Source organism: Cognaticolwellia beringensis, from assembly GCF_002076895.1.
GTDB classification, from domain to species: Bacteria; Pseudomonadota; Gammaproteobacteria; order Enterobacterales; family Alteromonadaceae; genus Cognaticolwellia; species Cognaticolwellia beringensis.
Window position 1 is genome coordinate 2,426,250 of record NZ_CP020465.1, and the last position, 17,606, is coordinate 2,443,855.

The window sequence follows — 17,606 nt, forward strand, 5'->3', positions numbered from 1 at the left end:
GCACTAATGACATTACACACAGCAACAGCGGTTATCGATTTAGATGCGTTAAGCAATAATTACCGCCTCATTCAATCGTTATCACCTAATGCTAAAGTGTTAGCGGTGCTTAAGGCTAATGGTTATGGCCATGGGTTAGAACTGATCGCTAAAGCATTACCGAATGCCGATGCTTTTGGTGTCGCACGTATTGATGAAGCGCTTGCCCTTAGAGCGGCTGGCATTGTAAAGCCCATTGTCTTGCTTGAAGGTTTTTTTGCCGAAGAAGATATCGACACGTTAGCCGCTAATAACTTACAAACCATAGTGCATAACGAGCAACAACTAGCGGCTATTGTTAATGCTAATTTGGATGTACCACTAAAAGTTTGGTTGAAAATTGATACTGGTATGCATAGGCTAGGCATTAATCCTGAGCAACTATCCGACTTTTACCAAGCATTAAGCCAATCCAAAAATGTCCAACAACCCATCGTGTTGATGAGCCATTTAGGTTGTGCGGATGACAAAGCTAATACAGCGACTACACAACAAATTACCTTATTTGATGAACTCACTGCAGATCTGCCGTTAGAAAAAAGTTTAGCTAATTCTGCTGGTGTTTTACTTTGGCCAGAAAGTCACTATCAATGGATAAGACCAGGCTTATTACTTTACGGTGTTTCACCACTATCGACAGATGTTGGTATTGACGGTATCTTGCCAGTAATGACCTTGCAATCAAGCTTGATTGCTGTACGTGAAATCGCCGCAGGAGCTGCGGTAGGATATGGCGGTACTTGGATTAGTGAAAAAAGCACGAGAATAGGGGTAGTTGCCATTGGCTATGGTGACGGTTACCCTCGCCATGCTCCTAACGGTACACCTGTACTGATCAATGGTCGACGTGTGCCATTAATTGGCCGGGTATCGATGGATATGATTACGGTAGATTTAGGCGCCGAAAGTGAAGACAACGTGGGCGATATTACTACGCTATGGGGCAAAGGTTTAGCCGTTGAAGAAGTGGCGGTATTTGCGACAACCATCCCTTACGAACTTTTATGTAATATTACACGCCGCGTTCATGTTCAGTTAGCTAAGTAGTCATCGTTGTGCATAGTTAAGCACAGTTAAGCATAGTATTAATAAATTACAGCCGTTATCCACAGCACACTGATAATGATACTTTAAAAAATATTATCAGTGGCTTATACGCTAGCTTATTAGCCGGCATACTAGTGTTAAATTAGTTAACGCTAGTATAACGGTATGACTTTTTATAAACTTTCCAGTTCGTCTGCTAAAACTTGTTTAAAGGTTTCTATTGGCTGGGCTCCCGCAAGGGCACTTTTCCCATTAAAAACGACGGTAGGAACGGAAGATACGCCGACTTTTTGCCAATATGATTCTTGCTCAATAACGTGTTGAATAACTTGGTTGTCTTGCAACTTAGCCATTGCCTCTTTAACATTTAGTCCAACAGCTTCTACTTCTAGAGCTAAAATCTCACGATTTGAAACATCTTTTTTCTCAGTAAAGAAAGCAGAGAATAATCGCATTTGTAACGCCGTTTGTTTGCCTTGAGTTTTAGCGTATTCAAGTAAAATATGAGCGTCACGAGTATTAATTATTTTCATACCTTCAAAGTAGTTAAAATCAAAATTAACGGTTTTACCCTGTGCCGTCATCTCAGCTCTAAATTGCGCACTACTTTCAGGGGTAGAACCATATTTTCGCGCTGAATGTGCGCTTAGCTCTTCACCTTCTAATGGCATGTCAGGGTTTAGCTCAAAGGGTTGCCATTCAATTTCTACTTTATTTTCCAACCCTAATTCGATAATAGCTTTATTTAAGTTACCGAAACCGATAACACACCATGGGCATACGACATCAGAAATGATATCGATCTTAATTGTTTTAGTCATATTATTTCTCATTAATAGCATATTATCGACGTAAAAGTGATGGGATAAAAGGCGGCCAAATCATTGTAAGGTGATTTGGCAGCCAAACATATTTGTTAAATTACTTTACCGCTTTTTTCCAAGGAAACTTACTGAAAGGTTCGTCAACCACTGTACCCGCGATGTGGTTAGTATAGTTGCTGATCACTTTTTGAGACAAACCTAATATAATTTCTAATAGTTGTTGCTCGCCGTAACCTGCTGCGTAAAAAGCCGCTAATTCTTCAGCAGAGATATGACCTCGATTGCGAACAATAATTAAGGTTGTATCAAGTAAAGCTTGTAGTTTTGCTGTTGGCATAGGCTGCTCATCACGCAAAGCTTGAATTAAATCAGCATCGACTTTCATCGAGTGTGCAATGGCAGTATGAGCCGGTACACAATAATTACAGCCATGTTCTACATTGATACCTTGCCAAACAACGGTAAGCTCTTCTGCATCAAATGAAGTGTTAAGGAAAAGCTCATGCAGTATTTGGTAAGCATCTAATAGATTAGGTGCTCCGGCTAACACGCCATGTAAGTTAGGTAACATACCGTATGCGCTAACAGATTTTTCTAAAAGTGCTTTGCTTGCTTCCGGTGCTGATTCAATGGTGTGTGTCGTTAATGTAGTCATGTAAAAGTACCTCAATAAGAATATGGTGTAACAACAAATATCTGTAACAGGACATTGGTTGTTTATAGTTTTAAAAGATAACAACCAGTTTAAAAATAAACTGTACCGGTCGGTAAGTAATTGATGGTTATTGTACCGATCGGTAATTCAAAGTCAACAGCTACCCTGAAAAAAATTGATCAATTGAAATTTTAGATTTTTAGTAAGAAGGGTGTATTAATATAAGTCGACGTTAAAAGTACAGCATGCGGAGTACGAAAGACTGGAGGGTGCTTCTATTTAATATAAAGGTGGTGGGGGGGAGGCTTAAAGACTCACTGTTAAGCTTAAGTGAGTCTCGGCTAATAACCTTTAAGGCTATTGTAAGGTAGCTCTTGGTTTAGCGAGGTTAATATTGCTGCTAAATACACCGGCTAAAATAGTATCAATAACAAACGCTAATTCTGTTGATGTTACTTTAGAGCGAGCCATTGCCGCTGTGCCTTTTAATGCCGTGTATAAGCTTAATGCGTTACTTGCAGCATTTTGATTTAAGCCAAGTGAAATTGCTTCTTTATCGCTAGTAAAGAGATCGGTAAATAAAGTTTTTGGCGCGGCCTCTATTTCCACCAGTAACTTTGCCGCTTGTTCTGGAATATCACCGCCAGCCACTTCAGATTGGCACAGTACAAGGTAACAACCTTTAGGTTGGTCAGTGCTACATTGCATAGTAACGATCGACATCATATAGTTTTTTAAACGTGTTTTTAATGGCACGTCTGGCGTGAATAAAGCATCTAGATGCACTTTCATATTATTTTCAATATAGTGCTGGGTAGCTTTAATAAACAAAGTTTCTTTATTGCCAAAGGTACTATACATGCTGGGCTTGTTGATATTCATACTTTTTGTTAAATCGGCCAATGAAGCACCAACAAAACCTTTCGCCCAAAATACCTCCATGGCTGCTTGCAATGCAGTTTGCTCATCAAATTGTCGTTTGCGTCCACTAACCACAAAAATCACCCTTAATTATCTTCAATACCTATATTGTACCTAATGGTATGTTTGAGTTCAATCTAACAAAAAACGTAATATAAAACTAAGTAAAAAATAAGTATAAAACAGTTTTAAAAGGTTAGTTATAACGGCTATTATCGATAGCTGAAATTAGCCTTGTGGATATAGTCTATTCACCGCTAGCGGTTATTACTAATGTTCTTGGACTACCATAATCGCGATGCTCGCCGAGATAAATCCCTTGCCAAAGACCTAAGTTCATTTGGCCATTTTTTAGTGGAATACTGACACTACTTCCCAGCGTACTGGCCTTAATATGTGCTGGCATATCATCGGGGCCTTCATAGGTGTGACGATAATAAGGGGCATTTTCAGGCACGAATTGATTGAAATGACGCTCCATATCATCACGAACAGTTGGATCGGCATTTTCATTAATAGTGAGTGATGCGGATGAGTGTTTAATGAAAAGGTGTAACAAGCCTATTTTAACAGGAAAAAACTCAGCCAATACCTGTTCAATATCTGCTGTGATCAAATGAAAACCCCGTTGATAAGGTTTTAGCGTTAACTCTACTTGTTGCCACATAAATTTAGCACCTATTTTGCCTTGAACATCGTCATTCTTTCATATGATGTGCAAGGATGCACTAATGCTCTTATAAGGGATGTAAATCATTAGAGTAATGCAAGAGCAATTACCGAGATGGCTAAGAACGGCCTGAACATAAAAAAGCCCCGTATTAAACGAGGCTACATAGATATATAGACGAGCTATTTATCGAAACTAAACTCGATATATGCATTACCAAATTCTGATGAGAGCGGAATGATAACAATTGGACCATCAGCCATGTGATGAATAGAGTGATTTGGGCCAGAGACTACCATTGGCGTTGCCATATCAAACTCAATACCTTTTTCACTTAGCATGCGTTTAGCGCCACCGGTCACCATGTTGGTAATTTCGCCAACTAAATCAGTAATCTCATCATTGATCTCATCAGGGCCTTCACCGACCATTTTTTTCATCGTAGCGAGTGCTAACTTACTTTCAAAGGTAATAGATAAAGACCCTTTAGTTTGCTCGCTTACCATGCCAATTAACCCTGAAACATCGCCTTTAGCTATTTCATTTTTTTTCAGACGAGGTTTTTCAGGCGTTAGATCCATTTGCGCCATGGTGGACATAACGTTAAGCATCGAGGAAAGAAAGGGGTTAATAAACTCAGCATTCATGAATGTTTTCCAAAGGCTCATTTTAATATAGTGATGCAATTTGCACATTTATGAGCAAAATTTAAATCAGACTGTATTAATTATTATTTTTTATTTCATTAATAATAACTGATCTGTTGAAAGTTAGGCTACCTTTTATCTGCGGATCACTAAAATTAACTGTATTGACTTGTTTAGCGTATCGTTCGGTTAGCAAGCTATTGGTTATATTTAGACCTATTAAAGCATGATAAAATTCAGCTTCTTGGTAAATAAAAATATTACCCTTGTTCACTTCAAGGCCTACCCAATTTAACGAGATAGGTTGATCTTGATAATGTAGTTGAAAATGCGCTTCAATATATTGTCGAATATAGTTTTCGTAATCTGGGTGCGCAACTGAGAAATGGATCTGTTTAGTTTCGGCAATAGCGTTGTCAATATCATGAGCGGTTATTTGATGGATAACCTCAATCGATTGGCTTCGCTCATTAAGCGATAAATCAGTGATGCTAAAAAAGTAACGGTGGGCAACCGCGTTTGCGGTTAGCCCACACAATAGCAAAACAAAAAAGCGTTTAGCTAGGTTTAACGACATTATTGTTGTTCAACCTCTTCCTTTTCTTCTTTGTTTTTCTCTTCTTTATCATTAGCACTTTTTAATTCAACATTGTAATCGCGCATCATGTCATCTTTCTTGCGTTTGTATAAATCAAAGCGAGATTTAATTGGACGTGCAGGCCAGTAGTTGTTACTCACATCTACATCGGCTGTTTCCCAATTAGGATCAATTGCGATACCGGTTAATTCTTTTTCACGAACAAGTAATTTAGATACTATTTTGCTGTTACGGCGCCAGATTTCAGCCGGTAATGTTACCCGTTCAGTCGTATTGTCAGCATAAGTTAGCTCTAAAATAATCGGCATAACTAGCCCACCTTTATTTTCAAAATCAACAATGTAGAAGTTTCTTTCGTCAACAAGTAGGTCTTTTTGCCATTGCTCTAGCTTTGCATTACTTTTGTTATATTTGTTACGTGCTGCATTGGTGGCAGTAAACTTATCATGCTCATTGTAAAAATCTAATAATTCAGGTTTATCGTCTGTTCTAACCCACTGATCTTTATTACGAACTTTGCTGATAAAATCAGGTTTTTCGTTGTCTAGAGCACGTTCCCATGCTTCTTCTGTATCCGGGTTTTGGCTATTTGGACGATACAAATGAATATTACCTAAAGCAATATCAACATGATCTGTGGTGTAGAACCAACCACGCCAAAACCAGTCTAAGTCAACACCTGAAGCATCTTCCATCGTACGGAAAAAATCAGCAGGGGTAGGGCGTTTAAACTTCCAACGTTGTGCGTATTCTTTGAAAGCAAAATCAAATAATTCACGGCCCATAACGGTTTCACGTAAAATGTTTAATGCCGTTGCTGGCTTGCCGTAAGCGTTGTTACCAAATTGCAAAATAGATTCTGAGTTGGTCATGATAGGGACTTGGTTGTCACTTTTCATGTAGCTGGTAATATTGGCAGCATCACCGCGGCGAGATGGGTAACCTTCTTCCCATGCTTGCTCAGCAACAAATTGTAGAAAAGTATTTAAACCTTCATCCATCCAGGTCCACTGACGTTCGTCAGAGTTAACAATCATTGGGAAATAGTTATGTCCCACTTCATGAATAATAACGCCAATTAGGCCGTATTTAGTTCTGCGAGAATAGGTTTTTTCACCGGTTTCTTTATCTAAAGTCGGGCGTGGACCGTTGAAAGTGATCATCGGGTATTCCATTCCGCCAACAGGGCCATTTACCGAGATAGAAACAGGGTATGGATAAGCAAAAGTATACTTATTATATTGTTCCATGGTGTGGATTATCGACTCAGTCGAATATTTTTCCCATAACGGATTACCTTCATTCGGGTAGTAAGACATTGCCATAGTGTCGGTTTTACCGCCTTTATAACCCTGTGCATCCCAAATAAATTTACGACTTGAGGCAAAAGCAAAATCTCGTACGTTTTTAGCTTCAAATTCCCATGTTTTGGTTGTGGTAGCACGAGATTTTTCGTTTTCTAAAGCTTCTTCAGGCGTAATAATTAAGACTGGCTTATCAGCTTTCTTTGCTTTTGTTAAACGATCACGCTGAGTTTTTGTTAATACGTCTTTTGGATTTTGTAAAACACCGGTCGCTGCAACAACATGATCAGCAGGAACAGTAATGCTAACGTCATAATCACCAAATTCTAAAGTGAACTCACCGCTACCAATAAACTGCTTATTTTGCCAACCCATTACGTCATAATAAGCCGCGGCACGAGGAAACCAGCTAGCAATTTCGTAAAGGTAATTGTCGTCTTCTTTAAAATATTCGTAACCTGAACGACCACCTAAAACTTTTTGCTCATGTAATTGGTAATTCCAATTAATATTGAGCTCTACGCTCTTACCGGTTTTTAGTGCTTTTGGAAGATCGATGCGCATCATAGTGCCATTAATAACATAACTTAAGGCTTTGCCGTTTGAACCGGTCACCTTAGTAATATCATAACCGCCTTGAAACTCATCTGTTTCAATCGCATTTCGCAGACCACTATAGGTAATTTTTTTACTAGGAGCTGTACGGGTTGTTTTTGCTCCAGCATTGTCTGCTAATTTATTTTGGTCTAATTGCAACCATAAATAACGAAGGGTATCAGGAGAGTTGTTAGTGTAATCAATGGTTTCGCTACCTGACAACGTTTGCTTCTCGTCATCTAACGTAATATCAATTTTATAATCAACTGCTTGTTGCCAATATTGATGGCCTGGTGCGCCAGAGGCTGTTCGATAGGTATTGGGTGTTGGTAAGTTCTCTTCCAACTGACGAAATTTATCGTCACTTATGCTACTTTTTGCTAAAGCGTTGCTACTAACAGCTACACATAAGCAAATTAAGGCAGATTTAATTGAGTGTTTCATGACTTTCCTGCTGAATTTGAATCGAATAAATTTTATTATTAACTACTCTTTATAACATTTTTTTAACTAATTGGTTAGGCTGTATAATTGGAATATGCGATAAATTGTTGAAAAAACAAGCTGAGTTGTTACAAGGTTTTACTTACGGGCTTAATTACGGGTTGCGGGGCAGTTAAAAAGAACCTTAAAATAATCAGTAGTAGGTCGAAATTGAGCTTTTCTCTCTCGATTTATTGGGTTATATAGACTTTATTGTAGCTCAGTGATATCAAGAATTGGAGCTATGAAATTCAGTAAATTACGGTATTAATTCTGACAGTCGATAACATTACCAATACAAATAACTCAATTGTTTTGTAACCTCTCTAACAGAAGACGCAAAGTTCATATAACTGGAGTCTTATAATATTTACCGGATATAAGTTTTTTAACTTTACTGATTGTTTTCACAGTAATAAAATAGTCACAGCTTCCAACCATCTATATTATATTTGCCAATATTAACTTAACAGTAAATAGTATTTTTTATAAAAAAGGATTTTTATGTTTTCAACATTTCTAAAATCAATACTGATTTTTAATCGCTCACAAAATCAAGCGCCAAACTTTATGCTAGTCTATTTTTTAATATCGCTGGTTTGGCATTATCAATTTTTCATTACTTTTGTGGGCAGCAATGGCGATTTTAGTCATAGATTAAATGCAGCTCTAACGGAAAGCTCATTTCAATATGGCGTAGTTTTATTCTTCACTTTATTGTTTTTTATCGTACGTTTGTTGATGTTATATTCCGTTAATAAAACCGATCAATTTATCGAGGCAGACGAACCTATTGAAGCTAAAATAGGCAGCGATCAAGTTTTCACCGAGAATAAAGACGTGGTGCGTTTATTGGCGTTATTGGAAGAAACCAAAGCACAATTAGCGAAAGTAAAAGTACGTGAAACTAAAGCGCAAGCGGATAAGACAGCGACAATAACTAAAATGCTGGCGGTACAAGCAGAATTAGACATTGCACAGGCTGATATTGCGATATTAAGTAAATCTATTGAAGATTTCAGAGCTAAGCAAAAATTATCAGCCTAGAAATAAAAATGACAAAATATTCAGTGATCAGTACATATATGAGTAAGTAATATACATTAATAAAAATATTCTAATTAACTCTAAAAAATTAATTGCCAATAAATAAATATTGAGATAAAAATACGAACTTAACTATATTGATATTTTATTAGAGTTTATTTAAATGGCTACTTTAGCATTGTCACAAAAAAGTTTTAACGTGGATCGAAATTTTTACGATGATAGAAACTATCCTCGTGGCATGAAGCGTTCTGGAGATTTTACCTTGGCTGAGGCTGAGTTATTAGAAAAGTATGGTGTTGCATTAATGGCACTTTCTTCGGGCACACGCTTACCTGTTACGGAAGAAGAGCAACATTTTGTTGACGTCTGTCGTGGTAATACGACTGTGGGAAACACAATTGAGAGGGCTTGGTTAAAATATCAAAACATAATTTTAACCCCGAAACAATTCCATACTTTGTTTGGACGAACTAAAATTGAGGCAGACGAAGAGATTGAGTCAGACCCAGACTCTGACGACTTAGACTAAACCTTTTATCTTAATTATTTTAGTGGTGAAAAATCACGATTGCCAAGTTAGTTGGCCTAATGATGAATTAGGCCAACCATGCATTAAACTAAATGAATACAAACCGGCTTCCTTAATATAGGTGTCATAATGTTAACTCAGTTGAGATAGTTAACTTGGCTGATACCAATGTTATAAAACTCGCTGGAAGCTATTAAGGTGCCAGTACATGCACTTGATATTATTTCTTTTGTTTAGCATCCCCAAAGCCTTTATAATTGGCGAATATTCCAGTTGTACCGTCTACAGCTACATTCGCATTAAACTTAAAGGTTTTTTATAACTTTATGATCTCACATAAACTTTCCATTGCACCTATGCTCGATTGGACTGATCGCCATTGTCGTTATTTTTATCGGGTAATGTCTAAACAAACAGTGTTGTATACCGAAATGGTTACCACGGGGGCAATATTACATGGCAAAGGTAATTATTTAGCGTACAACAAAGAAGAGCACCCATTGGTGTTGCAGCTGGGTGGCAGTGATGTAAATGCGATGACTGAGTGCGCTAAAATTGCCGAGCAACAAGGTTACGACGAGATAAACATTAATGTTGGTTGTCCGTCTGATCGTGTGCAAAACGGCAAGTTTGGTGCTTGTTTAATGGCGGAGCCGCAACTGGTGGCCGATTGTGTTGCTAGCATGCAAAATGCGACCAACATCCCAACCACGGTTAAGTCGCGCATTGGTATTGATGATTTAGACAGTTATGAATTTTTGCAGCAGTTTTTAACCACAGTTAGCGCTGCGGGTTGTCAGCATTTTATTATTCATGCGCGCAAAGCTTGGCTGAGTGGCTTAAGTCCTAAACAAAATAGAGATATTCCGCCGCTTGACTACGATCGGGTTTATCAACTTAAGCAAGATTTTTCAGCTCTTGAGATTTCAATTAATGGCGGTATCACAACCTTTGAACAGGCTAATGCGCATATGCAGCATATTGATGGGGTGATGATTGGTCGAGAAGTTTACCAAAACCCTTATATGTTAGCGCAAGCTGATAATGAGATTTGGCAGGCGGGCACTGAGGTTAAATCACGCCGAGTGGTGCTTAATGAAATGGCAGAATATATTGACCGTCATGTTGTCAGTGGAGGCCGTGCATGGCATGTGGCAAGACACATGTTAGGTTTATGTAATGGTTTAGCGGGCGCAAAACAGTTTCGTCGTTACTTAAGTGAAAATGCCAATGCTGAAGGCGTTGGTGGTGAAGTACTACATCAGGCCTTTGATAAGGTTTTACAGCTTAATCCTAGTATGAGTTCAATCTAGTAAAGTCCGTTCAACGAGCTAAATTACTCTCCAAGACCTAAAAGTTAGACCGCGTAACATAACTTACTACCTCCCGAAATCGGAAAGCTATTTTCGATTTCGGGAGGTTCTCATCAGATCTTCAGCTTTAGTAATATCGACGAACAAATATCACTATAAATTAGTAAATTTAACCACATTGCAGTTTAAATACGAGTTATTGTGATTTTTTTATTAATTCTCTTTAATTAAATTTAACATAAAAACAATAGCTTAGTGTTTTTATCGAGCCTTGGCACAACCTTTGTAAGTGTTTACGCAACTTAACTAATACCACGTTAAAAATAAAGCGCGATAAACGGCTTAAAAGGATTGACGCAATGCCAAGTTTAACCATGTTATTTACTCTGTTTATGTTACCCGGTGTTTGTTTGCTGGCGACTTCGTTTATTGTCGCTCGTTTAGAACAAGGTAAATCGTAGAATATATTTGCTGACGATTTTTATGGCGCTTAAGCGATAAAAATCGTCAGCGAAATTTATTACCAAAGTTAAGTTCATTGTTAAGTTCATTGTTAAGTTCATTGTTGAAATTTCAACATGGCGATCACTATCCTATATCCCATCTCCTTTAGATAAATACTGTACTTTCACTTAGATCTCGGCTAATTTTGCAATACATTTGCATGCCATTGGTATTAGGTCTAGTTTATGACGTATTTTCAGCAATTAATTTCCTGCGTAGATTTGCACGCTATTCTTGGTAGTAAAGATTTGGTGATACTTGATGCGAGTATTCCTCCTGTGGGGAACATGGCTGCGCCAGAATATAGTTGGCCAGATTATCGTATCCCTGGTGCTCGCCGTTTCGATTTAAATCAAGATTTTTCAGACTTATCTAGTACATTGCCCCACAGCATGCCAACAATTTCACATTTTGAGCAAGCAGCTAAAGCGTTAGGTATTAACCAACAAAGCCAAATTGTAGTTTATGATGATTTAGGCTTGTTTTCTGCTGCGCGCGCTTGGTATATGTTTAGAGCAATGGGACATAAAAATATTGCTGTATTAGACGGTGGTTTGCCTTATTGGTTAAAGCTTAAAAAGCCCGTTGCTGAATTGCCATCGGCTTTCAATGAAACTAATAAGCAAATTACTGGAAATTTTATCGCTAAAGAACAGTCTAATTTTTTTTGTGACTGGCGTGAAGTTGAAGCTCAAACCCGATCGCAAGATGAGCTTATTCTTGACGCTCGTGCTAACCGGCGCTTTAAGGGCTTAGATGCTGAGCCTCGTGCTGGTGTGCGAAGCGGTCATATGCCTAATGCGAAAAATTTACCGTACAATGATTTGTTAAAGCAAGGCTTGTTCAAATCGTCTGATGAATTAACAAAAATATTTACAGAGATTAATGCCAATGAAAAAGCCATGATCATGAGTTGTGGCTCCGGAGTTACCGCTTGTGTGTTAGCGTTGGCAGCAGAGATTGTGGGGCTTAAAGGTGTACGTGTATATGACGGCTCCTGGAGTGAATGGGGCACTTTACCCAACACAGAAGTTGTAACCTCTAGCTAACAATAAATAAGCGTTAATGTGTTCGCGCCTGTCTTCCTTCTGATAGTCATTGCAATAATAGCTCTCACTAAGTGCTGAGTTCATTATTCAATTGCTATCAATCTTACGGCTTCGGTTATGTCGTCATCATATTCAGTAATCCACTCGCTAACTATTTAGCAGAAAAGGCTTCTTCCCTCTCTAAACAACTTAAGCTAAACCTATTGGTCAATTTCACTATTTTTAGTGTGGATATTGACCAAATAATAGCTTGACATAATATGTCTTGTTTTTGGTGTCGCAATGACTTTTATTTAAAAATTAATAATAACAAAGGTTTAAGTTTTTTCATCCTCTTGGCACAGCACTTGTAATAGTAATATTAGTTACCAACACGATGAGTTAAATTTTTACTCTTCATGTTACTCACATAAGGATATTAATAATGAAACTATTACAAAATAAACAAGTATTAAGCACCGTTTTATTATCTTGTACGTTGCTATTTACTATCAACGCTTCTGCACAAGAGGCTTCTCTAGAGAAAAGTTTAGCAGCAACGGTACAGGCACAAGGACAAAAAGTGCTACATGATTTATCAGCAGAACTATCGCAATCAATCAAAGCGGAGTTAGATCGTTTTTCAATGCGCTATAGCACGGTGGAAACTCAAGAGTTAGCAGCCGTTGTCGAGCAAAAGAAATCTATTCCACAAAAACAACAAACTTCAACGTATTAATAGGAGAAATACCATGGGCATGTTTTCAAGATTCACTGACATAATTAACGCTAACATCAACGCTATGCTAGACAAAGCAGAAGAGCCGGAAAAAATGATCAAATTGATCATTAATGAAATGGAAGAAACACTTGTTGAAGTGCGTTCGGCAGCCGCAAAATATATTGCGGAAAAGAAAACGGTTATGCGCAATATTCGCGAAATGGAACGCCGCGTTGAAAATTGGCACACAAAAGCTGAGCTTGCTTTAAATAAGGGCCGTGAAGATTTAGCAAAGTCAGCACTGGTTGAAAAGCAAAACTGTACACAAAAGCTGACTGAGTTTAATACAGAATTAGCTCAAATTGATGAATATTTAACTGCAGTTCAGCAAGATAGCCAACGTTTACAAGATAAGTTAACTGAAGCAAAGCGTAAGCAAGAGGCTTGTGCCATTCGCCAACAATCGGCAGAAGTACGTTTAAAAATTCGTGAGAAAGCCGTTATTCATAATATTGATGAAGCCATTAATAAATTTGAGCGATATCAACAAAAAATTGACCGCGTTGAAGCAGAAATTGAAGCCTATGATATGACGTCGTCAAAAGATTTAGACAGCCAATTTCGTGAGCTAGAAAATGATGAAAATATTGAGCAAGAGCTTGAGCAGCTAAAGCAAAAAGTAGCTAACGGTTAATAAGTGAGCGCACAGGTATCAACATGGCAACGTCGTTATGGATAATTACTGGTGTTATGTTTATTGCGCCAGTAATCGGTTTATTTATTGGCGCATTGTTAGTGTTTATTTTTAATGTAAAGTTTAAGCGTTCCCAAGGCGGGCACGAGGAGTAAATCATGAGTTTCGACCGAGAGTATTCAGTTCATAAAACCTTAACTAAAGACCTAGTACATAAAAAATTGTCAGGGGTTTGTGGTGGTATTGCCAGGCATTACAACCTACCTCGATTAGCGGTTAGAGTTGGCGCTATTGTTGCGTTATTAATGTTTCCTGTTGCGACCGGCGTCGCTTATTTAGTCGCTACGATGCTAATACCTAATAAAGCTTAAAGTATTTATTATAATTTATTGCCGAGGAGCAAGGTATGTCATTTTTTAAATCATTATGTTTAGCTATATTTGCCACTATTTTTTTAACTTATGTTTTAGGTGTCAGCTTTATCGAGTTACTTGATGTTGACATTTACATGGGAGAACACGTAGTTGAACCTTTAAAAGCGATTAGCGTTTCAGCATTAGTGGTGGTAATGCTTGTGCTAGTTGCGTTAGCAATAGCGATGAGTGTATTTGGTTCATTGATTTTTGTTGCTATGCTGGTATTAGGCGGCGGCGCTATGTTGTTAATTGGTGTTTTTTGGCCGATATTTTTAATCGCCGGTGTTATTTGGTTATTAGCGCGAGATAAACGCCCAGCACAATGTTAGTTTGAGGCTTAATAACAGCAGGAAATTAAGCTGAAAGTAATGGCTATTACTCTCGGCTTTAGTCATAAAAATAGCGCATGTTGCCGAGAGGGCTACTTAAAGAAACTCGCTAAAATAGATTTACATTCTTGTGTATTTACTAGGCGTTTAAATTGTACTGCTTCATTAGCCATTACTTGTGGCAATAGTGCTTGGCTATGGGCTTTTATTAGTTTTCTACCCGTGAGTAATGCGTCTAATGGTAACTTTGCTATGCTGAGCGCTGTTGTTAATGCTGTTGCTAATAGCTCATCAGTCGGGCAAATCTCATTAATTAAACCATAATCGAGCGCCTGCTCAGCGGTGAACATTTTCCCTAAAATTAACAGTTCAAATGCGCGGTTGTGGCCAATGCGCAAAGGTAATAATAAACTCGAGCCTGCTTCAGGGCATAAGCCAAGTTGAGTAAAAGGTAATTTAAATTTGGTGTTGTCGGCGGCATAAACCATGTCACAATGTAAAAGTAATGTAGTGCCGATACCTACAGCTGGCCCTGCAACCGCGGCTACTAAGGGTTTTTCTAATGCTGCAAGGGCTTTTATTAAATCGAATGCCGCTAAGTCACCACTTTCGCTACACTTAATAAAGTCATGTAAGTCGTTTCCAGCACAAAAACATTTTTCGTCACCTTGGATAAGTACACAACGAATAGCATCTCTTTCATTTGCAAGGGTAAATAAACGGCACAGTTCGATATACATGTCGTTGTTTAGGGCGTTTTTTTTGTCGAGTCGGTTAATACTGATGAGGAGAACACCATTGTGTTCATTTGAAATAATTAAGTTATCCATTTCGTTCAAGCTTAGTTACAATAGTGATGACGAATCATAATATGGATAAAAAAGGATGTATAGCAGCTTATGAGGAATGTATTTTTACCTATAACTTCACTGATTATATTAGTGAGTAGTGTTTTTGCCAATGCAGGGTATGCAAGCGATAACACCGAAATATTAGTTGAAAATGGTTACGTAAGGGAAAGTATCCCAGGTACGTCAATTTCTTCCGCTTATATGACGATAAAAAACTTATCAGCAAAAAATATCCGCCTTATCGCAGCATCAAGCGTGGTCAGCGAGCGAATTGAGATTCATCAACATACGATGGTCGATGGCTTAATGCGTATGCGCCAACAAGACTATGCCGAAGTTTCAGCTCACAATATTACCGAATTTCAGCCTTCAGGTTATCATCTAATGATTTTTGATTTAAAACATCCCATAAAGGCGAAAGAAAACATCATCATAACTTTACATTTTGACGATCAATCTCGCATTGATGTAAATTATACTGTTCAAGGTCTTAAGCAGAAAAAGCACCACCACTAGGAGTCGTTATGAAAGTTAATATTTCAACAAAAGCCGTTATTTCAGGGATTTTAGCACTATTTTTTGTGCTTTATATACTTGGAGTTTATTGGAGCTTTGAGCCTGACAAATTTGATATTCGTGCTGAGGTTACTAAAGCCGCAACAGCAGAAAATGTTACTCCGGTTGTGGGCTATGCCACTACAACAGCACTTATTCGTGTGACCGAAACTCTATTAAATAAGCCCGGTGGTTATTTAGCTAATGATGCGCTGCCACCATCAGTGTTTTTAGATAACATCCCTTCATGGGAGTTTGGCGCACTGGAAATGATCAGAGATATGTCGCTAGTGATGCGTCAAGAGTTTAGCCGTTCGCAATCTCAGTCAGCAGAAAATAAAAACTTAAAAGTGGCACAGCCTCAGTTCAATATTGATCACACCAGTTGGGCTATTCCTAGTGCCGAGGGCGAATACAAAAAAGCGATTAAAGAGCTATATGCATACAGAACCGCATTGACTCAAGTGAATAATCAATCTGCTCAGTTTTACGCGCGTTCTGATAATTTACGCGGCTGGATCCAAGAGGCAACTAAGCGTTTAGGTAGTTACTCGCAACGGTTAAGTGCTAGTGTTGGCCGTGAACAAATTAATGTTGATCTTGCTGGTGACAGTATGGCTAAACAATCAACATCAAGCGCCGCAAGTATGCAGCTAAAAACAAGTTGGTGGGCAATCGATAATGAATTTTACGAAGCGCGTGGTGCTTGTTGGGCCTTGTTACACTTTTTAAAGGCAATCGAAATAGACTTTAATGATGTGCTAGAACAGAAAAATGCTAAAGTTAGCGTTCAACAAATTATTCGCGAACTGGAAGCAAGCCAAGAGCCAATGTGGAGTCCTATGGTTCTAAATGGCGACGGTTTTGGTATGCTCGCTAATCATTCTTTAGTAATGGCTAATTATATATCACGTGCAAACGCTGCACTGATTGATTTAAACGACTTATTGAGTCAGGGATAATAAAACATGAAAAAAATAGCGCTAGTAGCAACTCTTGCATCGATTTTATCGACGAATGTTCAAGCTGATGCCTTAGGTATTTATTTGGGTGGTCAAATTTGGGACAACCAAGCTTCAGGAACATTTGGCGATGGCAGTTCACAAGTTGATTTCAATTTAGCTGATGAAAAACAGAACAGTTTTTTTATTGCTTTTGAGCATCCGTTACCCTTAATTCCAAATATACGTGTTGCCTCTACTTCTTTGGAGACTAAAGGTAGCACAACACTTAATACTGAATTTGAATTCGAAGGTGAGACGTTCAGTCAAGGTACCAATGTTAATGCAGACTTTAACGTCAGCTATGTTGATTACACGCTATATTATGAATTATTTGATAATGACTTAGTGTCATTTGATATTGGTTTAACTGGCCGTGACTTCGACGGTGACGTAACCGTATCAGCAAGTTCAGGCTCTGCTTCACAATCAGGCACTGTTTCAGTCACTGACATCGTCCCTATGCTATACGCTAGAACTAACGTGGGTTTACCTTTAACGGGGTTGAACCTATATGCACAAGGTAACTTTTTATCAATTGATGATCACACGCTTTATGACTATGAAGTTGGCGTGAGTTACGAGCTTATTGATAACCTGGCTATTGATGTAAATATTAATGCGGGTTACCGTGCCGTTAAGTTAGAGCTAGACGATTTAAACGACCTGTATACCAACATAGAATTTGATGGTGTATTTCTCGGTACGACTATCCACTTTTAATGAGATAAGTAACCTCAACCAGGGGTAATGAGTACTTGGTAATCTACAGATAGTATTATTATCAATATTTTTAATGGCATTACTTGTCCCTAACTGATGTTGAGTAG

21 protein-coding genes are annotated in these 17,606 nt (G+C 38.2%); 13 read left to right on the forward strand and 8 right to left on the reverse strand.

Annotated features, from left to right (window positions below):
• Positions 1-6 precede the first annotated feature (6 nt).
• Complete coding sequence (gene alr, locus B5D82_RS10340) at positions 7-1,086, forward strand: alanine racemase (protein WP_081151333.1); 1,080 nt, start codon at positions 7-9, stop codon at positions 1,084-1,086.
• Between the two features lie 173 nt (positions 1,087-1,259).
• Here alr and B5D82_RS10345 read toward each other — a convergent pair whose 3' ends face one another.
• The 7 genes from B5D82_RS10345 to B5D82_RS10375 all read right to left on the reverse strand — a co-directional run bounded on the left by B5D82_RS10345 (position 1,260) and on the right by B5D82_RS10375 (position 7,746).
• Positions 1,260-1,907: a DsbA family oxidoreductase gene (locus tag B5D82_RS10345; RefSeq protein WP_081151335.1), complete on the reverse strand. Its 648-nt coding sequence runs from the start codon at positions 1,905-1,907 to the stop codon at positions 1,260-1,262.
• Between the two features lie 100 nt (positions 1,908-2,007).
• The gene (locus B5D82_RS10350) at positions 2,008-2,565 is read right to left on the reverse strand and encodes a carboxymuconolactone decarboxylase family protein (RefSeq protein ID WP_081151336.1); all 558 of its coding nucleotides are present in this window, start codon (positions 2,563-2,565) and stop codon (positions 2,008-2,010) included.
• 357 nt (positions 2,566-2,922) lie between these two features.
• On the reverse strand, positions 2,923-3,561 hold the full coding sequence (locus B5D82_RS10355; RefSeq protein WP_081154443.1) for a TetR/AcrR family transcriptional regulator: 639 nt from the start codon (positions 3,559-3,561) through the stop codon (positions 2,923-2,925).
• Between the two features lie 172 nt (positions 3,562-3,733).
• Positions 3,734-4,153 (reverse strand): secondary thiamine-phosphate synthase enzyme YjbQ, encoded by a 420-nt coding sequence (locus B5D82_RS10360; protein ID WP_081151338.1) that lies wholly within the window; start codon positions 4,151-4,153, stop codon positions 3,734-3,736.
• A gap of 185 nt (positions 4,154-4,338) precedes the next feature.
• Positions 4,339-4,803 carry a chemotaxis protein CheX gene (locus tag B5D82_RS10365; protein WP_081151339.1) on the reverse strand — a complete coding sequence of 155 codons (465 nt, stop codon included), beginning with the start codon at positions 4,801-4,803 and terminating at the stop codon, positions 4,339-4,341.
• 76 nt (positions 4,804-4,879) lie between these two features.
• Entirely contained in the window at positions 4,880-5,380 is a 501-nt protein-coding gene (locus tag B5D82_RS10370) for a DUF6702 family protein (RefSeq protein ID WP_081151341.1), read from the reverse strand.
• Positions 5,380-7,746: a M1 family metallopeptidase gene (locus B5D82_RS10375; RefSeq protein WP_081151342.1), complete on the reverse strand. Its 2,367-nt coding sequence runs from the start codon at positions 7,744-7,746 to the stop codon at positions 5,380-5,382. Before B5D82_RS10375 ends, B5D82_RS10370 begins: the two co-directional genes overlap by 1 nt.
• 543 nt (positions 7,747-8,289) lie before the next feature.
• On the opposite strand from B5D82_RS10375, the gene B5D82_RS10380 reads away from it, so the two are divergent.
• The 9 genes from B5D82_RS10380 to B5D82_RS10415 all read left to right on the forward strand — a co-directional run bounded on the left by B5D82_RS10380 (position 8,290) and on the right by B5D82_RS10415 (position 14,369).
• Entirely contained in the window at positions 8,290-8,832 is a 543-nt protein-coding gene (locus B5D82_RS10380; protein WP_081151344.1) for a hypothetical protein, read from the forward strand.
• 199 nt (positions 8,833-9,031) lie between these two features.
• Positions 9,032-9,364 (forward strand): MaoP family protein, encoded by a 333-nt coding sequence (locus B5D82_RS10385; RefSeq protein ID WP_245807455.1) that lies wholly within the window; start codon positions 9,032-9,034, stop codon positions 9,362-9,364.
• A 326-nt stretch (positions 9,365-9,690) separates the two neighbouring features.
• Positions 9,691-10,677, forward strand: a complete 987-nt coding sequence (dusA, locus tag B5D82_RS10390) for a tRNA dihydrouridine(20/20a) synthase DusA (RefSeq protein WP_081154445.1) — start codon at positions 9,691-9,693, stop codon at positions 10,675-10,677.
• Between the two features lie 689 nt (positions 10,678-11,366).
• A complete protein-coding gene (locus tag B5D82_RS10395) occupies positions 11,367-12,230 on the forward strand; it encodes a sulfurtransferase (RefSeq protein WP_081151347.1) in 864 nt (287 codons plus the stop codon).
• A 424-nt stretch (positions 12,231-12,654) separates the two neighbouring features.
• Positions 12,655-12,948, forward strand: a complete 294-nt coding sequence (locus tag B5D82_RS10400; RefSeq protein WP_081151349.1) for a hypothetical protein — start codon at positions 12,655-12,657, stop codon at positions 12,946-12,948.
• Positions 12,949-12,961: 13 nt separating this feature from the next.
• Positions 12,962-13,624, forward strand: a complete 663-nt coding sequence (pspA, locus tag B5D82_RS10405) for a phage shock protein PspA (protein WP_081151350.1) — start codon at positions 12,962-12,964, stop codon at positions 13,622-13,624.
• Positions 13,625-13,647: 23 nt separating this feature from the next.
• Positions 13,648-13,779: a hypothetical protein gene (locus B5D82_RS20240; protein WP_281255923.1), complete on the forward strand. Its 132-nt coding sequence runs from the start codon at positions 13,648-13,650 to the stop codon at positions 13,777-13,779.
• A gap of 3 nt (positions 13,780-13,782) precedes the next feature.
• A complete protein-coding gene (locus tag B5D82_RS10410; protein ID WP_081151352.1) occupies positions 13,783-13,995 on the forward strand; it encodes a PspC domain-containing protein in 213 nt (70 codons plus the stop codon).
• 35 nt (positions 13,996-14,030) lie between these two features.
• Positions 14,031-14,369 (forward strand): hypothetical protein, encoded by a 339-nt coding sequence (locus tag B5D82_RS10415; protein ID WP_081151353.1) that lies wholly within the window; start codon positions 14,031-14,033, stop codon positions 14,367-14,369.
• A gap of 92 nt (positions 14,370-14,461) precedes the next feature.
• Here the strand turns inward: B5D82_RS10415 and B5D82_RS10420 are convergent, their stop codons facing one another.
• Positions 14,462-15,199, reverse strand: coding sequence for an enoyl-CoA hydratase-related protein (locus B5D82_RS10420; protein WP_081151355.1), 738 nt, complete (start codon positions 15,197-15,199; stop codon positions 14,462-14,464).
• A gap of 69 nt (positions 15,200-15,268) precedes the next feature.
• Here B5D82_RS10420 and B5D82_RS10425 point away from each other — a divergent pair, with 69 nt between their 5' ends.
• The 3 genes from B5D82_RS10425 to B5D82_RS10435 are packed head-to-tail and all read left to right on the forward strand — an operon-like array spanning position 15,269 to position 17,499.
• A complete protein-coding gene (locus B5D82_RS10425) occupies positions 15,269-15,736 on the forward strand; it encodes a copper chaperone PCu(A)C (RefSeq protein ID WP_081151357.1) in 468 nt (155 codons plus the stop codon).
• Positions 15,737-15,744: 8 nt separating this feature from the next.
• Entirely contained in the window at positions 15,745-16,737 is a 993-nt protein-coding gene (locus B5D82_RS10430; protein ID WP_081151358.1) for a DUF2333 family protein, read from the forward strand.
• A gap of 6 nt (positions 16,738-16,743) precedes the next feature.
• The gene (locus tag B5D82_RS10435) at positions 16,744-17,499 is read left to right on the forward strand and encodes a TIGR04219 family outer membrane beta-barrel protein (RefSeq protein WP_081151360.1); all 756 of its coding nucleotides are present in this window, start codon (positions 16,744-16,746) and stop codon (positions 17,497-17,499) included.
• Positions 17,500-17,606: the final 107 nt, after the last annotated feature.

Excerpts from the sequence above, each read along its gene's own strand:
- alr (WP_081151333.1), top strand. The coding sequence starts at position 7 with ATGACATTACACACAGCAACAGCGGTTATCGATTTAGATGCGTTAAGC.
- B5D82_RS10345 (WP_081151335.1), bottom strand. The coding sequence starts at position 1,907 with ATGACTAAAACAATTAAGATCGATATCATTTCTGATGTCGTATGCCCA.
- B5D82_RS10350 (WP_081151336.1), bottom strand. The coding sequence starts at position 2,565 with ATGACTACATTAACGACACACACCATTGAATCAGCACCGGAAGCAAGC.
- B5D82_RS10360 (WP_081151338.1), bottom strand. The coding sequence starts at position 4,153 with ATGTGGCAACAAGTAGAGTTAACGCTAAAACCTTATCAACGGGGTTTT.
- B5D82_RS10365 (WP_081151339.1), bottom strand. The coding sequence starts at position 4,803 with ATGAATGCTGAGTTTATTAACCCCTTTCTTTCCTCGATGCTTAACGTT.
- B5D82_RS10370 (WP_081151341.1), bottom strand. The coding sequence starts at position 5,380 with ATGTCGTTAAACCTAGCTAAACGCTTTTTTGTTTTGCTATTGTGTGGG.
- B5D82_RS10375 (WP_081151342.1), bottom strand. The coding sequence starts at position 7,746 with ATGAAACACTCAATTAAATCTGCCTTAATTTGCTTATGTGTAGCTGTT.
- B5D82_RS10380 (WP_081151344.1), top strand. The coding sequence starts at position 8,290 with ATGTTTTCAACATTTCTAAAATCAATACTGATTTTTAATCGCTCACAA.
- dusA (WP_081154445.1), top strand. The coding sequence starts at position 9,691 with ATGATCTCACATAAACTTTCCATTGCACCTATGCTCGATTGGACTGAT.
- B5D82_RS10395 (WP_081151347.1), top strand. The coding sequence starts at position 11,367 with ATGACGTATTTTCAGCAATTAATTTCCTGCGTAGATTTGCACGCTATT.
- B5D82_RS10400 (WP_081151349.1), top strand. The coding sequence starts at position 12,655 with ATGAAACTATTACAAAATAAACAAGTATTAAGCACCGTTTTATTATCT.
- pspA (WP_081151350.1), top strand. The coding sequence starts at position 12,962 with ATGGGCATGTTTTCAAGATTCACTGACATAATTAACGCTAACATCAAC.
- B5D82_RS20240 (WP_281255923.1), top strand. The coding sequence starts at position 13,648 with ATGGCAACGTCGTTATGGATAATTACTGGTGTTATGTTTATTGCGCCA.
- B5D82_RS10410 (WP_081151352.1), top strand. The coding sequence starts at position 13,783 with ATGAGTTTCGACCGAGAGTATTCAGTTCATAAAACCTTAACTAAAGAC.
- B5D82_RS10415 (WP_081151353.1), top strand. The coding sequence starts at position 14,031 with ATGTCATTTTTTAAATCATTATGTTTAGCTATATTTGCCACTATTTTT.
- B5D82_RS10420 (WP_081151355.1), bottom strand. The coding sequence starts at position 15,199 with ATGGATAACTTAATTATTTCAAATGAACACAATGGTGTTCTCCTCATC.
- B5D82_RS10425 (WP_081151357.1), top strand. The coding sequence starts at position 15,269 with ATGAGGAATGTATTTTTACCTATAACTTCACTGATTATATTAGTGAGT.
- B5D82_RS10430 (WP_081151358.1), top strand. The coding sequence starts at position 15,745 with ATGAAAGTTAATATTTCAACAAAAGCCGTTATTTCAGGGATTTTAGCA.
- B5D82_RS10435 (WP_081151360.1), top strand. The coding sequence starts at position 16,744 with ATGAAAAAAATAGCGCTAGTAGCAACTCTTGCATCGATTTTATCGACG.